Raw genomic sequence first — 17085 nt, forward strand, 5'->3', positions numbered from 1 at the left:
GCTAACTCCCGGGAGCGCCGGTCATCACCGGGGGAGTGTCATGTCACCAGTTTCATCGCGGCTTCGGCGGCGGTCGCCATTTCTTCGCCGCTGCGGCCCGTCTTGCCGATGACGCGCATGCCCTTGGTGAGGCAGAGAAGCGCCAAAGAGGTTGCGGAGACATCGACATCCGAAGAAATCGAGCCGTCGGCTTGGCCAAGGCGGATCAGGGCGGCCAAAAGCGTCTCGTCGGTCATGAAGGCGGTGGCGACGCGTTCGGCCGCCTCTTCGTCGAAGAGAGCGAGGTCGCCGGCGCTGCCGACGACGAGGCAGCCCTGCCTGCCGATTTCGCCATGGGACGAGCCGGCAAAGAAGGTGATCAGCGCATGAAGCTTGTCGCGGCCGGTCTCGACGCTTGCGAGGTCGGCGTCGAGCAGGCCGCGGCGCACGGCACGGTAACGATCGAAGGCGGCAAGGAAGACGCCGCGCTTGTCCTTGAACGCCTTGTAGATGCTCCCGGAGGCAAGGCCCATCGCCTCGGTCAGATCGCTGATCGAGGTGGCGTGGTAGCCGCGCTCGGAAAAGACCTGCAGGGCCGCATCCAATGCGGCGTCCATATCGAACGCGCGCGGGCGGCCGCGGCTGCGGGTTGTTTCATCCAATTTGAGGCTGGCGTCGGTCATGACGCCTAATTAGGAAATGATCGTTTCCAAATCAAGCGAAACTTTTGAGACGCAGCAAATTCAGAGGTTGAGCACCCAGGTCTGGCCGTTCGCCTCGGGGCCGAACATCCTATGTCTCTCCTCGGAGACAAGGCGGAATCCGGATTTGATGTAGATGGCGCGGGCGGTCTCCAGCATGTCGTTGGTCCAGAGCGAAAGCTCGCGATAACCCTTCTGCCGGCAAAAGCGGATGCATTCATCGACCAGCAGCTTGCCGAGCCCGAGGCCGCGGGCCGCCTTGTCGACATAGAGCAGCCGCAGCTTGGCGATGCCGTCGCCGCCATTGGCGACGAGGACCGAGCCGACATTGACGCCGCCGCGTTCGGCGATCCAGCAATATTCCATGGCGGGATCGAAGTTGGCGAGGAACTTGCCAGCGACCTCGGCGACCAGCGCCTCGAAGCGCAGATCCCAGCCATATTCCTCGGCATAGAACCGCCCCTGGCTCTGCACGATCCAGCCGATATCGCCGGCGCGGTGAGGGCGAATGATCGCGGGAGCGGGCTTGGCGGCCGGGTCGAGCAGGGCGCGGATCGTGTCCATGGCCGAGACGACCGCCTGCGGCTCGCCGGCGGCGAGAGTGTCGAAACGGGCGGCGATCTGGGCATTGGCGCGCCGGCCGAGTTCCTCGAATTCTCCACGTCCCCGCTCGGTGACAGCGATAATCTGGCTGCGCAGATCGGCCGGATCGGGGTTCGTTTCGATCAGCCCTTCGGCGCGGAAACGCTTGAGGATGCGGCTGAGATAGGCCGGGTCGAGATGCAGGTCGCGGACAAGAGGGGCGGCGCTGATCCCCTGATGCGAGCCGATCTCGAAGAGGATGCGGGCATCCGTCAGCGTATAGGGCGAGTCGAGATAGGCCTTGTTCAGCAGGCCGAGGAAATTCGTGTAGAAGCGGTTGAAGTCGCGAGCGGTTTCGATGAGGGCGGTGTCGGACATGGTGATCTCCGGATGGAGATCTCGCGAGCTGCTGACGAGGCTCGCTCCTCGATCGACGTCATCCTCGGCCTTGTGCCGAGGATCTGCTGCCCTATCAAACGGAAGCAGATGCTTGGGGCACAAGCCCGAGCATGACGGAAGAGAGGTTGGCGACTTATCCGAACAAGCTGACGAAAATCTCCTGACGGAAATATTTGTCATGCATTTAATTGACTGAGTCAACTAAATTATAGGCGCCTTAGGCAGCCTCCTCTGCCTCTTCTTCCTCCGCGCGAAGCGCGAAATCGACGGCCGCCCGGGCATGGATCGTCGTGGTGTCGAAGCCCGGCAGCGGCAGGCGGTCGGGGTCGAGGATCAGGCAGATCTCGGTGCAGCCGAGGATGATGCTGTCGGCGCCGCTTGCCGCGGCGCGATCGATGATATCGATCAGCTTTTCGCGCGAGCTGTCGTGGACCCGGCCGGCGCAGAGTTCGTTGAAGATGATGTCGTGTACGGTGGTGCGGTCGGCGGCTTCGGGCACCATGACGTCGACGCCGAGGCTCTTCATGCGGTCGGTATAGAAGCCATGCTCCATGGTGTAGCGCGTGGCGAGCAGCAGCGGCCGCTTGCGGCCAGCCGCATGCAGCGATTTCGCCGTTTCGTCGATGATGTGGAGCAGCGGCACGGAGATCCTCGCGGCAACCTCGTCGGCAATCAGGTGCATGGTGTTGGTGCAGATCAGGACGCAGCCGGCGCCGCCGGCCTGCAGGCGCTCCGCCACATCGCCGAGGCGGCGGGCGGCTCCGGCCCAGTCTCCGGCCTTCTGAAGAGCGACGATCTCCTCGAAATTGACCGAATGCAGGATGAGCTCGGCCGAGGCGAGGCCGCCTCTGCGGGCGCGCACCATCTCGTTGACCAGGCGGTAATAGACCGCAGAACTTTCGAAACTCATGCCGCCGATCAGACCGATCGTTTCCATCTCTTCATGCTCCCATGCTGCGAGTTTCGAAAATGATGCCGCAATGGCCGCGCGGCGTGTTTGCGTTGTTTGCCCTTGATGAGGAGGGCGTGCTATTATTTTGCACGGTTTGGCGAAATGGCGCAAATTTCGGGCGCGAGGTTCATTTCACACAATGCTTGACGATCGCGACAGACGCATTCTCGACATGCTGCAAAGAGATGCCGGCATATCCGTGACGGACCTCGCCGAGCGGGTGGCGCTTTCGGTCTCGGCCTGCTCCCGGCGCATCCAGCGGCTGGAGGAGAGCGGCCATATCCTGCGGCGCATCATCGTGCTCGATCGCGAAAAGATGGGCGTGCCGACGACGGTCTTCGCGCTCGTCAAGACGGCGCACCATTCCGACGAATGGACGGAAACCTTCCGCCGGATCATCAGCGACATCCCTGAAATTGTCGAGGCGCACCGGCTGACCGGCAATCACGATTACATCCTGAAGATCGTGCTGCCGCGCGTGGAGCATTACGATGTCATCTATAAGCAGATCGTGCGCAAGCTGGAACTCTTCGACGTCTCGGCGTCGATCTCGATGGAAGAATTGAAACACGGATTGGGCATACCCGTGGGTTATGTGCGCTGAGCCATCGCCTGGGGGAAGAGCTGTCAATCCTCGGCGCCATCGACAGCAAATAATTTGTTCCGATACGGAACGATTTTCGGCAAATTGCGTTCACCTTTGGTTCAAGAGGGGGAAGATGTGTCCTCCTCCTGAGGAGTAGAGGAGGACAGTCATGAGAAAGCTAACCGTTGCCGCGTTATGCTTGATCATGGGGATTTCCGGCATCACCCCGGCCCAGGCGTTTCCGGCTATCAATCCACCCAGGATCGAAGCTCAGCAGCAGATAGAGCATGTGCAATGGCGTGGCCGAGGCGGCTACTACCGCGGCGGATATCACGGGGGGCATCACCATAATGGATCGGGCTGGGGCTGGGCCTTGGGTGGTCTGGCCGTCGGCACGATCATCGGCGGCGCATTGGCCCAGCCCTATTACGGCTCGTATTACGGTTCGCCCTACGGCTATTATGGCTCGCCGTACCGTTACTATGGCTCGCCCTACCGCTATGGTCCGCCATACCGGTATTACGGCCGCTATTATGGCCGGCCCTATCGCACCTATGCGGCGCCCGCCTATTATGGAAGGGGAGGCCATGAGGCCTGGTGCTACTCGCGCTATCGTTCGTACAGGGCTTATGACAATACCTTCCAGCCCTATAACGGACCGCGCCGCCAGTGCATCGGTCCCTATTGATCGAGTTCCGCATCCGCGCTGTGAACTGGTTCCAGGCTGACTGAAGCGCGCCGCATCATGCGACGCGCTCTAAGCTATTTGTTTTGACGCCTGGCGTTATCCCGCACGTTCCCGATGACATGAATAAACATCTCGCGACCACCGAAGCTCGGCCCCGGCGGCGAAAACTGCGCCTGACATCCGCTCTAGAGACTTCGCTTGACTGCCGGGGGCGCAGGGCAGGCATGCCGAAACGGCGCTTGCAACCTTCTCCGCGAAGGCCAAATTGACGTTCAGCAAAATGGCGCAAAAGGGTAGGTCATGAGCGATCATCATGTCGTCGTTGTCGGCGGCGGTTTCGGCGGGCTGCAGCTCGTCAACGGGTTGAAGGGCGCGGGCGTGAGGATCACGCTCGTCGACCGGCGCAACCATCATCTCTTCCAGCCGCTGCTCTATCAGGTGGCGACGACCATTCTCTCCACCTCGGAGATCGCCTGGCCGATCCGCCGCCTCTATGCCGATCGGCCCGATGTGACGGTGCTGCTCGGCGAAGTCACGGATGTCGACAGCGCCGCAAAGACCGTGTCGCTGCGTAACGGCATGACTCTGGGTTACGACACGCTGGTGCTGGCGACCGGGGCGACCCATGCCTATTTCGGCCATGACGAATGGGAGCCGGTGGCGCCCGGCCTGAAGACGCTGGAAGACGCGACGACCATCCGCCGGCGCGTGCTGCTCGCCTTCGAAAAGGCCGAGATGGAGGCCGATCCCGCCGTGCGGGACGCGCTTTTGACCTTCACCATCGTCGGCGCCGGGCCGACCGGCGTCGAGCTTGCCGGCATCATCGCCGAGCTTGCGCATTTCACCCTGCCGAAGGAATTCCGCAACATCGATACGCGCAAGACCCGCGTCGTGCTCGTCGAGGCCGGTCCGCGCGTGCTGCCGGCCTTCGCCGAGGAGCTTTCGGCCTATGCTCAAAAGGCGCTGGAGAAGCTTGGGGTGGAGGTTCATCTCGGCAAGCCGGTGACCGAGTGCAGCGCCGACGGCGTGCGGATCGGCGAGACCTTCGTCGCCAGCCGGACGATCGTCTGGGCGGCCGGCGTCACCGCCTCGCCGGCGGCCCGCTGGCTTGACGTGCCGGCCGACCGGGCAGGGCGCGTCGTTGTCGAAAAGGACCTGAGCGCACCCGGCCTGCCCGATGTCTTCGTCGTCGGCGACACGGCCTCCGTCATGCGCGAGGACGGCAAGCCGGTGCCGGGCATCGCGCCGGCGGCCAAGCAGCAGGGCGGCTACGTCGCCAAGGTCATCCGCGCGCGTCTCTCGGGCAAACCAGCGCCGGCACCTTTCAAATATTGGCACCAGGGCAGCCTGGCGACGATCGGCAAAAGCGCGGCGATCATCGATTTCGGCAAGGTCAAGCTGAAAGGCTGGATCGCCTGGTGGATCTGGGGCATCGCCCACATCTACTTCCTCATCGGCACCCGCTCCCGCTTCTCCGTCGCCTGGAGCTGGCTATGGATCTATCTGAGCGGCCAGCACAGCGCACGGCTGATCACGCAGCGGGAGACGATGCGGGAGGAGGGGTAGGCTCAAGTTGGAGGACGGCGGGAGAGGATGTGCCGTGTGGCCCCCCTCTGTCCTGCCGGACATCTCCCCACAGGTGGTGAGATTGGCTGGGCGCGACGTCTTCCCCAACAACGAGAGTCACAGCCTGACGAAACGGTAGATAGGCGCAGAGTTTAGGCCACTTGCCGATCTCCCCCTTGTGGGGGAGATGTCCGGTAGGACAGAGGGGGTGCAACACGACATACCCTCTCCTCCGTCGTTCCTGTGCCTGTCACAGGAATCCAGCCACGGCGCGTCCGCGCCGTGAATGACTTTTATGAACGAAGGGTCTTTCGCGCCCAAGGACTTGGGCTTGCTGGATCCCTGTGACGAGCACAGGGATGAGGGTGAGTGGGGTGACGTCTGCGCTAGATTTACCGCCGAAATGACACTTGGTTTTCGCGAGGCTACGCCCAACCTTGACACATCTCCCCACCCGCCCTTAGCATCCCACCCGCGTCTGACCACCACGGTGGGATGCCGCATCCAGCCGTAACAACGGACAGAGGTTCCAATGCGCCGAGTCACTTCTCACGAAAATCACATCCGAATTTCTGAGAAGATGGTGGTTCATGCGCACTATGAATCTGGGCATCCTCGCCCATGTGGATGCAGGCAAGACTAGCCTTACCGAAAGACTGCTTTTTAACGCCGGCGTCATCGACAAGCCCGGCAGCGTCGATAGCGGCGATACGCAGACGGATACGCTCGAACTCGAACGGCAGCGCGGCATCACGATCCGGGCCGCGGTGGTATCGTTTGCGATCGGCGGCAGGACCGTCAATCTGATCGACACACCCGGCCACCCGGATTTCATCGCCGAGGTGGAGCGGGTGTTGGGATTGCTGGATGCGGCGGTGGTCGTCGTCTCCGCGGTCGAAGGCGTGCAGGCGCAGACACGCGTGCTGGTGCGGGCGCTGCGGCGGCTCGGCGTTCCCTTCGTCTTCTTCGTCAACAAGGTCGATCGCCTCGGCACCCGCTATGGGGAGTTGATGGAGGCGCTTGCCGCGCAGCTTTCGGTCCGGCCGATCGCCATGTCTTCGGTCAGCGATGCCGGCAGCAAGCTCGCGCGGGTGGAGGCGCTGGACCCGGGAAACGAACCGCTTTTTTCGGCGCTCTGCGAGGCGCTCGGAGAAAACGACGACGCGCTGCTCGACGACTATGTGCTCGCCCCCGAGCGCGTGACGCGGGAAAGGCTCGGCAGCGCCCTGGCCGATCAGGCGGCGCGCGGTCTGGTGCATCCGGTCTTTGCGGGCGCGGCCATGACCGGAGCCGGCGTGCCGGCGCTCGCCTCGGCCATCGCGGCGATCTTGCCCGAGCGGCATCCCGATCCGGATGGGCCGGTCGCGGGCAAGATCTTCAAGATCGAGCGCGGCTGGGGCGGCGAGAAGCTGTGTTATGTGTCTCTGACGGCGGGCACGGTGCGGCTGCGGCAATATCTCGATCTGCCGAATGGCCCGGAGAGAGTAACCGCTATCCAGCTCTTCGAGGCTGGGCGCAGTCATGGCGCCGAGAGCTTTGGCGCCGGGCAGATCGCGCGCGTCAGCGGGCTTGCCGGCGCCCGGATCGGCGATGCGGTCGGCGGCGATCCGGGTACGGCCGGAAGGGTTCATTTCGCGCCGCCCACGCTCGAAACCCGCGTCCTTGCGCGGCGGCCTTCGGAGAGGGCGGCGCTGTGGCTGGCGCTGAGCCAGATGGCAGAACACGATCCGCTGATCAACCTGCACCGGAACGAAGAGGCCGACGAGGTTTTCGTATCGCTCTACGGCGAGGTGCAGAAGGAGGTGATCCAAGCGACCCTGCTGACGGATTTCGGCCTCGATGCCAGCTTCGAGGAAAGCACGGTCATCCTGGCCGAGAGGCCGGCGGCAACGGGAAGCGGCCTGCAGATCCTCTTCAAGGAGCCCAATCCGTTTCTTGCTACCGTCGGCTTGCGGGTCGAACCGCGTCCGGCCGGGGCGGGCAACAGCTTCGTGCTCGAAGTGGATGTCGGCCAGATGCCGGTCGCCTTTTACCGGGCGGTCGAGGAAACCGTCTTCGAAACGCTGAAGCAGGGCATCTTCGGCTGGCAGGTCACCGATTGCCACGTGGCGATGACGGCGGCACGCCACAGCTCCCCAGCCAGCACCGCCGCCGATTTCCGGCAGCTGACGCCCTGGGTGCTGGCATCGGCGCTTTCTGCCGCGCAAACCGTCCTCTGCGAGCCGGTCGACCGCTTTCATCTCGAAACGCCGGCCGAGAGCCTCAGCGGCGTGCTGGCATTGCTGGCGAAATCCGCCGCGATGACGACGGATTCGGTGATCGCCGATGGCATCGCCCGGCTCGAAGGCACGCTGGCGTCTCAGATGGTCCAGAGCGTTCAGCAGCAATTGCCGGGGCTGACGAGCGGGGCAGGGACGATGGAGACGGGTTTCGATCACTATGCCCCGCTATCAGGGCCACCGCGCCGGCGCCCGCGTTCGGGGCCGGATCCGTTCAACCCGGCGGAGTATTTGCTGTGGTTGCGGGGAAGCGGGGAGCGCGGGTCGCGAGACGGTTGAAGCGGTTCGGGTGAATGACTCACCTCAAGAGAGATGATGAAGGGAGTGACAGTCTCTTCTCGCACTCATGCGGGGGGTCATTCACCGCGCAGACGCGCGGTGGCTGGATTCCTGTGACGAGCACAGGAATGAGGGAGGAAAAGTGGCGCCCCGACAACGGATGCAGCAACTCCTTGCCATTCCATCGAGTCATCCAACGCCCTTATATCGAGAGCAGATTTGATGCGAAGCGCTTACCCCAACCTCCCTCATTCCTGTGCTCGTCACAGGAATCCAGCCACGGCGCGTCCGCGCCGTGAATGACTCTTAAGCTTCCCGTAAAAGGCGGAGCCTCGTGCTTCGAGGCTCCGCCCTGCGGGCTACCCACCTCAGCATGAGGAAGCTCGAGAGTGCTGTCACAAAAAAAGCGGCTCCCGAAGGAGCCGCCCTGCATTCCTCAAGCCGCCAGCGAGGCGATGTCGATGACGAAGCGGTAGCGGACGTCGCTCTTGACCACCCGCTCGTAGGCTTCGTTGATATTCTGGATATCGATCTTCTCGATCTCCGAGACGATGTTGTGCTTGCCGCAGAAGTCGAGCATCTCCTGGGTTTCCTTGATCGAGCCGATCATCGACCCCGCCAGGCTCTTGCGCCCGCCGATGACCGAGAAGGCGTGGACCGGAACCGGGTGCTCGGGAACGCCGACCAGAACCATTGTGCCGTCAGACTTCAACAGGTTGAGATAGGCATTCCAATCGATTGCCGTGCCAACCGTGTTGATGATCAGGTCGAAGGTGCCGGCGAGCTTGGTGAAGGTCTCGGCGTCGCTCGTTGCATAATAGTCCTTGGCGCCGAGCTTGAGACCGTCTTCCTTCTTCGACAGCGACTGGGAAAGGACGGTGATGTCGGCACCCATAGCAGCACCGATCTTCACGCCCATATGGCCGAGACCGCCCATGCCGACAATCGCAATTTTCTTGCCAGGACCGGCTTTCCAATGCGCGAGTGGCGAGTAGAGCGTGATACCGGCGCAAAGCAGCGGGGCGCCGGAATCGAGCGGAATATTGTCGGGGAAGCGCAGCACATAGCCTTCCTTGACGACGATCGAGTCGGAGTAGCCGCCGAAGGTCGGGGTCGTGCCATCGGCTTCATAGCCGTTATAGGTCGGGACGAGGCCCGGCAGGTAGTGTTCGTAATCCAGATCACGCGTGGCGCAGCCGACGCAGGAATCGACGAAGCAGCCGACGCCGACGCGGTCGCCGACCTTGAATTTCGTGACCTTGGAGCCTACGGCGGAAACGACGCCGGCAACCTCGTGGCCCGGTACCATCGGGAATATCGAGTTGCCCCACTCGTTGCGGGCCTGATGAATGTCGGAGTGGCAGACGCCGCAATATTGAACCGCGATGACGACGTCGTCATCATTGGGTTCGCGGCGCTCGAAGGTGAAGGGGGTCAGCGGTTGCGACGCGTCGGTTGCGGCATAGCCTTTTGCAATAGCCATTTGAAGCTTCCTGTGGGTTGGGAGGGGTTGAACGGGATGGCGCACTATTGCCCGCAACATGGCGAGGGCGTTAGAGCGATCCTCTCGGCTTCTTGCACGATCCTGCAAAAGTGAGGCGCCCGGCTGTTTGCGAAATGGCAAAGACACTCTAGATAAGGGCGGTATCGCCCGCGCCAGACAGCTGACAGTCAGACAGCTGACAGAGAGAGTTGCCGCATGACCTTGCCCTTCAGCCCCTATCAGGAAATCGTCGATATCGCGATGCGCTTCGCGCCAGATGACGGCGAGTTCTCGACTAATATCGGCAATCTCCACATCAGCCGCCGGTCCAGGCCCAGCGATCCCTTGCACAGCAGCTACCGGCCCTGCTTCGCCTTCGTGCTGCAGGGGGCCAAGAGCCTGCAGCTCGGCACGGAACTCATCAGCTATGGGACCGGGGACTATCTGCTGACCTCGCTCGACCTGCCGGTCGCCTGGCGGGTCACGGAGGCCAGTCCCGAGGTTCCGCATCTCTGCCTGGGGCTGGCGATCGATTCGGAGAAGCTCCTGGAGCTGCTCAGCCGCATCGATATTCCGCGTCCGGCCGCCGATACCGACGGGCAGCGCGGCATGGTGGTGAACGTCGCGCCGCCGGAGCTGATGGATGCCGCTGTCCGCCTGCTGCGCTTGCTCGATCGTCCAGGCGACATTCCCGCCATGGCGCCGCTGATCGAGCAGGAGATCCTCTACCGCGTGCTGACCGGGCCGCACGGCGCGCGCCTGATCAACATCGCCACGGCGGACAGCCACAGCAACAGGATCGCGCGGGCCGTCGCCTGGCTGAAGGAGAATTTCGCGCGGCCGCTGCGCATCGAGGACCTTGCCGAGCGCGTCAATATGAGCGTCTCGTCCTTCCATCACCATTTCAAGTCGGTGACGGCGATGACGCCGGTGCAATACCAGAAGCAGCTTCGCCTGCACGAGGCGCGCCGGCTGATGCTGGTGGAGCGACTGGATGCCGGCACCGCCGGCCACCGCGTCGGCTATCAGAGCCCGTCGCAGTTCAGCCGCGAATATAGCCGCCTCTACGGGGCGTCGCCGGCCCGCGACATCGACGGCGTGCGCGAGATGATGGCGGCGGAATAGGTGCCGGCGGCGCCGGCCAAACGCGGTATTAAAGGATGCTTGACGTTTCCCGGCTAGGCTGGCGCCATCCATCAAGCAGGCACCGCCGTCCGCATGACGCAAGCACCGTTTCTTTCCATCGTCGCGCCTTGTCACAACGAGGAAGAGGGGCTGCGCGAATTTTGCCGCCGCGCCTCTGCCGCCGCGCAGAGCGTTGCCGGCGATGCCTTTGAGCTCATTCTCGTCGATGACGGCTCGTCCGACGGCACCTGGGAGATTATTTCGGAATTGGCGGCGAAAGTGCCGCAGGTGCTCGGCGTGCGTCTGTTGCGCAATCACGGCCACCAGCTGGCGTCGACGGCGGGTCTTTCCGCCTCGCGCGGCGAGCGCGTTCTCCTGATCGACGCCGATCTTCAGGACCCGCCCGAACTGCTTTTGATGATGATGCCGATCATGGAGCGCGGCGCCGACGTCGTCTACGGCCAGCGCACCCGCCGCGAAGGCGAAACCTGGTTCAAGCTCGCCACCGCTTCGCTCTTCTACCGCACGCTTTCCAGGCTCGCTTCCGTGACCATCCCGCGCGATACCGGCGATTTCCGTCTGATGCGCCGGCGCGTCGTCGATATCCTGCTGGCGATGCCGGAGCGCGACCGCTTCATCCGCGGCATGGTCAGCTGGATCGGCGGCCGGCAGGTGGCGCTGCCCTATGAGCGCGACGCCCGCTTTGCGGGGACGACGAAATATCCGCTGCGCAAGATGATCAATTTCGCGCTCGACGCGATCACCAGCTTTTCGACGACACCGCTGCGCATCGCCACATGGCTCGGCATGATCAGTGCCGGTGTCGCGGTGGCGCTGCTCGTCTATACCTTCGTGCGCTGGCTGCAGGGCGAAACGGTCACCGGCTGGTCGTCGATCATGGCTGCCGTCAGCGCCTTCAGCGCCATCCAGCTGATCTGCATCGGCATCATCGGCGAATATCTCGGCCGTCTCGTGCAAGAGAGCAAGAGGCGGCCGATGTTCATGATCGAGACGATCCTGCGCGGCGGCGAACATGCCGAGCTGCCGACGGCCTTTTCGGAAATGGGCGCCGCTGACAAGCGCGCCGCGCTGGATGCGGCCTTTGCCTCGGGCGAACCGCGCTCGAAAAAGAACAGCCGGACAGGATGATGGACCGGATTGCTGCGCCTGTTCATGCGGCAGCCGAGCTTGAGGATCTCACGGCCGGGCAGGATTCCACGGTTGCGATCATTGCTTTCGTGGCGCTTGCCGCGGCCCTGGTGGTGCTGTTCCGCTTTCCGCCCATTCTCGATTACGCGAACCACTACGCCCGTATCTGGCTTCTATCCGGCGGCATCGGCGAGCAGCCGTTTCCCGAGATCTATGCGATCGATTGGAACCGCACCTTCACCAATGTCGGGATCGATCTTCTGGCGGCCTGGATAGGGCCGCTCGTCGGCGCCGACCGGCTGGCGCGGGCCTTGCTTTTCCTGGCGATCGTGCTGCCGCCGCTCGGCGCGATTGCGCTGCACCGGACGCTCTTCGGCGGCCGGCACTATTGGCAGATCGCCATGCTGTCGCTCGGCTGGTGCGCGACAATGGTCGGCGGCTTCATCAATTTCCAGATCGGCCTCGGCATGGCCTTGTTCTTCGCCTGCGCCGACCTGCGGCTGCAGCGTGGAAATCCGGCATTGCTATTTGCCTGGCGGCTTGCCGCCGCGCTGATGCTGACGGTGATGCACATCTTCTCGCTCGGCTTCTATATGGCTGTTGTCTGCGGCCTCGAATTTTCCTGGCGTTTCGACATCTTGCGGTCGAAGGCGGGGCTGATGCGGCTCGCCGGCCGTTTGGCGCTGGCGATCGGCGCCTGCGCCCTGCCACCGCTCGCGCTCTATCTGCGCACCACCGCCTTGCCGAATGCCGGCGGCGATGGCCTTGGGCTGGTCTGGAACGATGGCATCGTTCTGATCGTCATGAACCTGCTTTCCGCCATCACCACCTATGTCCCGGCCGTCGATGTCCTGCTGGTTTTGCCGCTGATCCTCATCTGCACGCGCGCCGTTCGGGCAGAGGACATCCGTATTCATGCGGGCCTTGCCGTCACCGCCTGCGGGTTGCTGCTTTTCTCCTGCGTCGCCCCGCTCCACATGCTCGGCACCGGATGGATCAGCTGGCGCTTTCCGATCATGGCGACGCTCGTCGCCATGGCGATGGTGTGCCCTTTTGCCAATCTGACGCGCCGGCAGGCGTTGTCGCTGGCGCTGATGATCAATCTCGCGGTCTTCGGCCGGACCGGCTGGATCGGTTGGAACTGGTGGCTGGCGCAGAAGGACGTCGCTGCCGTCGAGATCGTGCTCAAAAAGGTGCCGGCCGGTGCGGCCATTCTGCCCCTGGGGCACGAAGCCGAGATCGTCGGCGGCTTTGCCCATTCCAACCGGCATTTCGCCTGGGGACTGGACACTTTCCGGCATCTGCCGACGCTCGCCGTGCCCTTTTCGCATGCTTTCGTGCCGACGCTCTTTACCGCTGGAGGCAAGCAGCCGCTCACCGTTCTGCCGCCCTGGTCGGAGATCGCGGTTCCCGAGGGCAATCTCGTGTCGATCGGCGTGCTTTCCTGCCCTGAGATGATGCAGGTATACAAAGCCTACGCGCCTTATCTTTCCGACTGGCGCGAACGTTTCGATTTCATCCTTGTCGCCAATGCCGATATTCCCGACCGTTATGTCGGCACCGCGATGCCGGGCGGACTGACTCTGGTCGAGGATGCCGGTTTCGCCAAGCTCTACGCGATCGACAAGGCGGCGCCGGCGGAACCTCTTTCGGCTCCCGCCGGTTGCGCGGCCGTTCTATGAACCGCTGCCTGCCCTGAGATCGAGTGCCAGCTGTCGCGCCTGGCGAGCCGTGTCTTCGTCGCAGATCAGCACGTTGCCCAGACCGGACAGCAGCACGGCGGCGATGGCCTGCGCCTTGTTCAGCCCGCCAGAGGCGAAGATGACGTTCGGAATGGCGCGCAGGGCTTCGAGCTCGGGCGCGATCGCGCATCTGTTGATCGCATGTTCGATCGGCCGCCCTGTCTTGTCGACGAACTGGCCGAGAACATCGCCGCAGGCGCCGGCTGCGACCAGTTCCTCGATATTGACGTTGCTCGGCAGGCCGTAGCGCATCAGCAGCGAGCGTTCGGTCATATCGCCGATGCTGAGCACGATGACGTCATTGGCCTCGATCTGGCGAAAGGCCGTTTCAAAAACGTCCTGCTTGATGATCGCGGTGCGCGACTCCGGGCTGCCGGCATAGATCGGCGCTGCCAGATAGGCGCATTCGGCATTGAGCTGGCGGGCGAGATCGCTCGCAATGTCGAACGTATTGATCTCGATGCCGTGCGTCAGCCCGCCCATGACCGAATTGACGCAGAGATCGGGCCGTCTCAGCGACGGCATGTGGCGCACCATTTCGCGCAGCGTCGCCCCCCAGCCGACGCCGACGCCGCGGATGTTGCCGCCGTTCAGCAATTGCACGAGATAATCGGCGGCCGCCTGGCCGAGCAGGACGGGGATCAGTTCCGCATCCTCCGGCGTCGGAACGATGATTGCCCGATTGAGGTTGAATTCCGCGGCCAGCTGCTGCTCCAGGGCGACGCAGGAGGTTAGCCGGGAATTGAGGGTGATCGTCACGAGGCCGGAGCGGCGCGCCTCGGCGATGATCTTGTTGACGCGAAGCCGGTTGGTCGACAGCGCTTCGGCGATCTCGCCCTGCGTGCGTCCCTCCATGTAATAGAGCCAGACCACGCGCACCTGCATCTGCTCGTCGGGCAGCGCTACGGGCGCGATAGAAGCACTTCTGTTCTGTGACATGCGATAAACTGCGCCTCCGCTTCGACGCCATGGATCTCAAATCCCCGGCGCTTGTCAATCGCAGGGGCCGGCCGTCAGCCGGTCAATCGGTTCGCCGCCCCGTCGTCCGGTTGAAGGGATGCAGATCATCCCTTCGCACATGACAGGACATGCGCTCGCCTTCCCGCAGGTGCCGATCGGTGGGGACGCTCGCGACGATGCGTCTATCGCTGCCGTCGATGCGCAGATGCACGTTGTTCTCGTCGCCGACGGTCTCGATCAATTCGACATAAGCGTCGAAGCGAAGATCGTGCGCCGATCCGGCGCCGAGATCGACCGCACCCGGCCTGATGCCGACGAGATCGGTATCCCTCGGCAGCGGGAGGTCGCAGGGGCCGAGCTCGTCGAGATCGATCAGGTTCATCGGCGGAGAACCGATGAAGCCGGCAACGAACACGGTCTCGGGGCGGCGATAGACCTCGATCGGCGTGCCGATCTGCTCGATCCGGCCGCCATTCATGACGACCAGCCGGTCGGCTAGCGTCATAGCCTCGAGCTGGTCGTGCGTGACATAGAGGCTCGTCGTCTTCAGCTGCCGCTGCAGCCTGCGGATTTCGACGCGCATCTGCACGCGAAGCTTGGCATCGAGATTGGACAGAGGCTCGTCGAACAGGAAGGCGGCGGGATCGCGGACGATGGCGCGGCCCATGGCGACGCGCTGGCGCTGGCCGCCGGAGAGCTGGCGGGGGCGCCGCTCGAGGAACTCGCCGATCTCCAGAATGCCGGCGGCGTTGGCGATTCGCCGGTCGATCTCGCCGCGCGGCACGCGGCGGTTCTTGAGCCCGTATTCGAGGTTTTGCCGGACGGTCATGTGGGGATAGAGCGCGTAGTTCTGGAAGACCATGGCGATGTTGCGATCGGCCGGATCGACATGGCCGATGTCGTTTCCTGCGATTCTCAAGTGCCCGGAGCTTATGGCTTCAAGGCCGGCAATCATCCGCAGCAGGGTCGACTTCCCGCATCCCGAAGGCCCGACCAGCACGATCATTTCGCCGTCGGCGACGCTGAGATTGATCCCTTTCACCGCGGGAACCGCGCCGTAATTCTTCTTCAAGTCGATGAGTTCGATCGCTGCCATGGCATCCTCCTTCGCCGTCGTCATACATTTGTAACACGCTATTGACATTTGTAACAAGTAACCCCAACCTTGTTTTATCGCCACTCTGGGAGGGGTTGATCGGCGCTAAGTGCGCTGGTCGGCGAACAACGGCTATGGAGAGGAAAACGAAATGACGGCAAAATCTTCGATAGGCGCCAGCATAGGGCGGACAATCCGCTCGTTCGCGGCGGGTGCAGCACTGGTGACGCTCGGATTGGCAGCTGCGGGTGACGCCGGCGCGGCCGATCGCGTCAAGGTCGAATGGTGGAATGCGGCAGGCGGGCGCCTCGCCGAGATCACCAACAAGCTGATTGCCGACTTCAACGCCTCGCAGGACAAATACGAGGTCGTCGGCATCGGCAAAGGCAATTACGAGGAGACCATGGCGGCGATGGTGGCAGCCTACCGCGTCCACCAGCAGCCGGTGCTGATCCAGGCGGCCGAGCGGGGATTCCTGACCATGTACAATTCCGGCGCCATCATTCCGGTGCCGCAGCTGATGGAAAAGGAAGGCTACAAGATCGACTGGAACGATTTCGTCGCGCCGGTCGCCGGTTTCTGTCTGGTCGACGGCAAGCCGGCGGCGATGCCCTTCAACAGCTCGACGCCGATCTTCTGGTATAATGCCGATCACTTCAAGGCAGCCGGCTTCGACAAGCCGGGCGAGACGTGGCAGGAGCTCGACAAGCAGCTGCGGGCCATCAAGGAGAAGGGCGTTTCGAAGTGCCAGATGGCGCTTGCGAACGACTTCTACTGGAGCCTGATCGAGAATTACGCGGCGATCCAGGACCAGCCTTACGGCACCAAGGCGAACGGCTTCGGCGGCCTCGACACCGAATTCATCTTCAACAAGAGCCCGCTCGTCGTCGGCCAGGTGACGCGTCTCAAGACGTGGCTCGACGCCGGCATCCTGCAGATCGCCGGGCAGGGACTCTCGCCCGACCAGCTTTTCACCTCGGGCACCTGCTCAACCTATGTGGCCTCCACCGCGGCGCATGCTGCCGTCGAAAGCGGTGCGAAATTCAATTGGAGCGCAACCTTCCTGCCGCATGAGGAAGGCATCGAGCCGAAGAACAGCACCATCGGCGGCGGCGCGCTCTGGGTCCTGAAAGGCAAGTCGGAGGAAGAATATGCCGGCGCTGCCGCCTTCCTGAACTTCCTCGCCTCACCGAAGACGCAGGTCTGGTGGAGCAAGCAGACCGGCTATGTGCCCGTCACCAACGCCGCCTATGAACAGGCCAAGTCCGAAGGCTATTTCAAGGATCACCCGACCCGCGAGATCGCCATTCTCCAGCTGACGCGCGGCACGCCGAGCGATAATTCGCGCGGTTTCCGCTTCGGCAATCATAACCAGTCGATGGCGCTTCTGGTGGAAGAGATCCAGGGCGTGTGGACCGGTCAGAAGACCCCGCAGCAGGCGCTGGATGCGGCGGCAGCGCGCGGCAACCAGATTCTTCGCCAGTACGAGCAGCTTCATGCAGCAAAGTAGAACCTTGGG

The 17085-nt window shown here is 63.2% G+C and carries 14 protein-coding genes; 8 read left to right on the plus strand and 6 right to left on the minus strand.

Annotated features, from left to right (window positions below; genetic code table 11):
- Positions 1-38: 38 nt before the first annotated feature.
- The 3 genes from ATY76_RS03345 to ATY76_RS03355 form a co-directional block, all read right to left on the minus strand.
- Positions 39-662, minus strand: coding sequence for a TetR/AcrR family transcriptional regulator (locus ATY76_RS03345; protein ID WP_088673338.1), 624 nt, complete (start codon positions 660-662; stop codon positions 39-41).
- A gap of 60 nt (positions 663-722) precedes the next feature.
- Complete coding sequence (locus tag ATY76_RS03350) at positions 723-1640, minus strand: bifunctional helix-turn-helix transcriptional regulator/GNAT family N-acetyltransferase (RefSeq protein ID WP_088673339.1); 918 nt, start codon at positions 1638-1640, stop codon at positions 723-725.
- Between the two features lie 238 nt (positions 1641-1878).
- Complete coding sequence (locus ATY76_RS03355; RefSeq protein WP_088673340.1) at positions 1879-2598, minus strand: aspartate/glutamate racemase family protein; 720 nt, start codon at positions 2596-2598, stop codon at positions 1879-1881.
- Between the two features lie 154 nt (positions 2599-2752).
- Between ATY76_RS03355 and ATY76_RS03360 the strand changes: the two genes are divergently transcribed.
- The 4 genes from ATY76_RS03360 to ATY76_RS03375 all read left to right on the plus strand — a co-directional run bounded on the left by ATY76_RS03360 (position 2753) and on the right by ATY76_RS03375 (position 8011).
- Positions 2753-3217, plus strand: a complete 465-nt coding sequence (locus tag ATY76_RS03360) for an Lrp/AsnC family transcriptional regulator (RefSeq protein WP_088673341.1) — start codon at positions 2753-2755, stop codon at positions 3215-3217.
- Between the two features lie 151 nt (positions 3218-3368).
- Positions 3369-3887 (plus strand): BA14K family protein, encoded by a 519-nt coding sequence (locus ATY76_RS03365; protein ID WP_088673342.1) that lies wholly within the window; start codon positions 3369-3371, stop codon positions 3885-3887.
- A 300-nt stretch (positions 3888-4187) separates the two neighbouring features.
- Complete coding sequence (locus tag ATY76_RS03370) at positions 4188-5453, plus strand: NAD(P)/FAD-dependent oxidoreductase (protein WP_088673343.1); 1266 nt, start codon at positions 4188-4190, stop codon at positions 5451-5453.
- A 590-nt stretch (positions 5454-6043) separates the two neighbouring features.
- The gene (locus ATY76_RS03375; protein ID WP_088673344.1) at positions 6044-8011 is read left to right on the plus strand and encodes a TetM/TetW/TetO/TetS family tetracycline resistance ribosomal protection protein; all 1968 of its coding nucleotides are present in this window, start codon (positions 6044-6046) and stop codon (positions 8009-8011) included.
- Between the two features lie 436 nt (positions 8012-8447).
- Here the strand turns inward: ATY76_RS03375 and ATY76_RS03385 are convergent, their stop codons facing one another.
- Positions 8448-9494 (minus strand): NAD(P)-dependent alcohol dehydrogenase, encoded by a 1047-nt coding sequence (locus tag ATY76_RS03385; protein ID WP_004674733.1) that lies wholly within the window; start codon positions 9492-9494, stop codon positions 8448-8450.
- Positions 9495-9710: 216 nt separating this feature from the next.
- Here ATY76_RS03385 and ATY76_RS03390 point away from each other — a divergent pair, with 216 nt between their 5' ends.
- The 3 genes from ATY76_RS03390 (at position 9711) to ATY76_RS03400 (ending at position 13450) form a co-directional block, all read left to right on the plus strand.
- Positions 9711-10619, plus strand: a complete 909-nt coding sequence (locus ATY76_RS03390) for an AraC family transcriptional regulator (RefSeq protein WP_088673346.1) — start codon at positions 9711-9713, stop codon at positions 10617-10619.
- A gap of 93 nt (positions 10620-10712) precedes the next feature.
- On the plus strand, positions 10713-11768 hold the full coding sequence (locus ATY76_RS03395; protein WP_088673347.1) for a glycosyltransferase family 2 protein: 1056 nt from the start codon (positions 10713-10715) through the stop codon (positions 11766-11768).
- On the plus strand, positions 11768-13450 hold the full coding sequence (locus ATY76_RS03400; RefSeq protein ID WP_088673348.1) for a hypothetical protein: 1683 nt from the start codon (positions 11768-11770) through the stop codon (positions 13448-13450). The genes ATY76_RS03395 and ATY76_RS03400 overlap by 1 nt, the downstream gene beginning before the upstream one ends.
- Here ATY76_RS03400 and ATY76_RS03405 read toward each other — a convergent pair.
- Complete coding sequence (locus ATY76_RS03405; protein WP_088673349.1) at positions 13445-14449, minus strand: sugar-binding transcriptional regulator; 1005 nt, start codon at positions 14447-14449, stop codon at positions 13445-13447. The genes ATY76_RS03400 and ATY76_RS03405 overlap by 6 nt on opposite strands.
- A gap of 82 nt (positions 14450-14531) precedes the next feature.
- Entirely contained in the window at positions 14532-15566 is a 1035-nt protein-coding gene (locus ATY76_RS03410) for a sn-glycerol-3-phosphate import ATP-binding protein UgpC (RefSeq protein ID WP_088673350.1), read from the minus strand.
- 151 nt (positions 15567-15717) lie between these two features.
- Here ATY76_RS03410 and ATY76_RS03415 point away from each other — a divergent pair, with 151 nt between their 5' ends.
- Positions 15718-17076, plus strand: a complete 1359-nt coding sequence (locus tag ATY76_RS03415; protein ID WP_088673351.1) for an extracellular solute-binding protein — start codon at positions 15718-15720, stop codon at positions 17074-17076.
- Positions 17077-17085 lie beyond the last annotated feature (9 nt).

The organism is Rhizobium sp. R339 (assembly GCF_002211395.1).
Classification (GTDB): domain Bacteria; phylum Pseudomonadota; class Alphaproteobacteria; order Rhizobiales; family Rhizobiaceae; genus Rhizobium.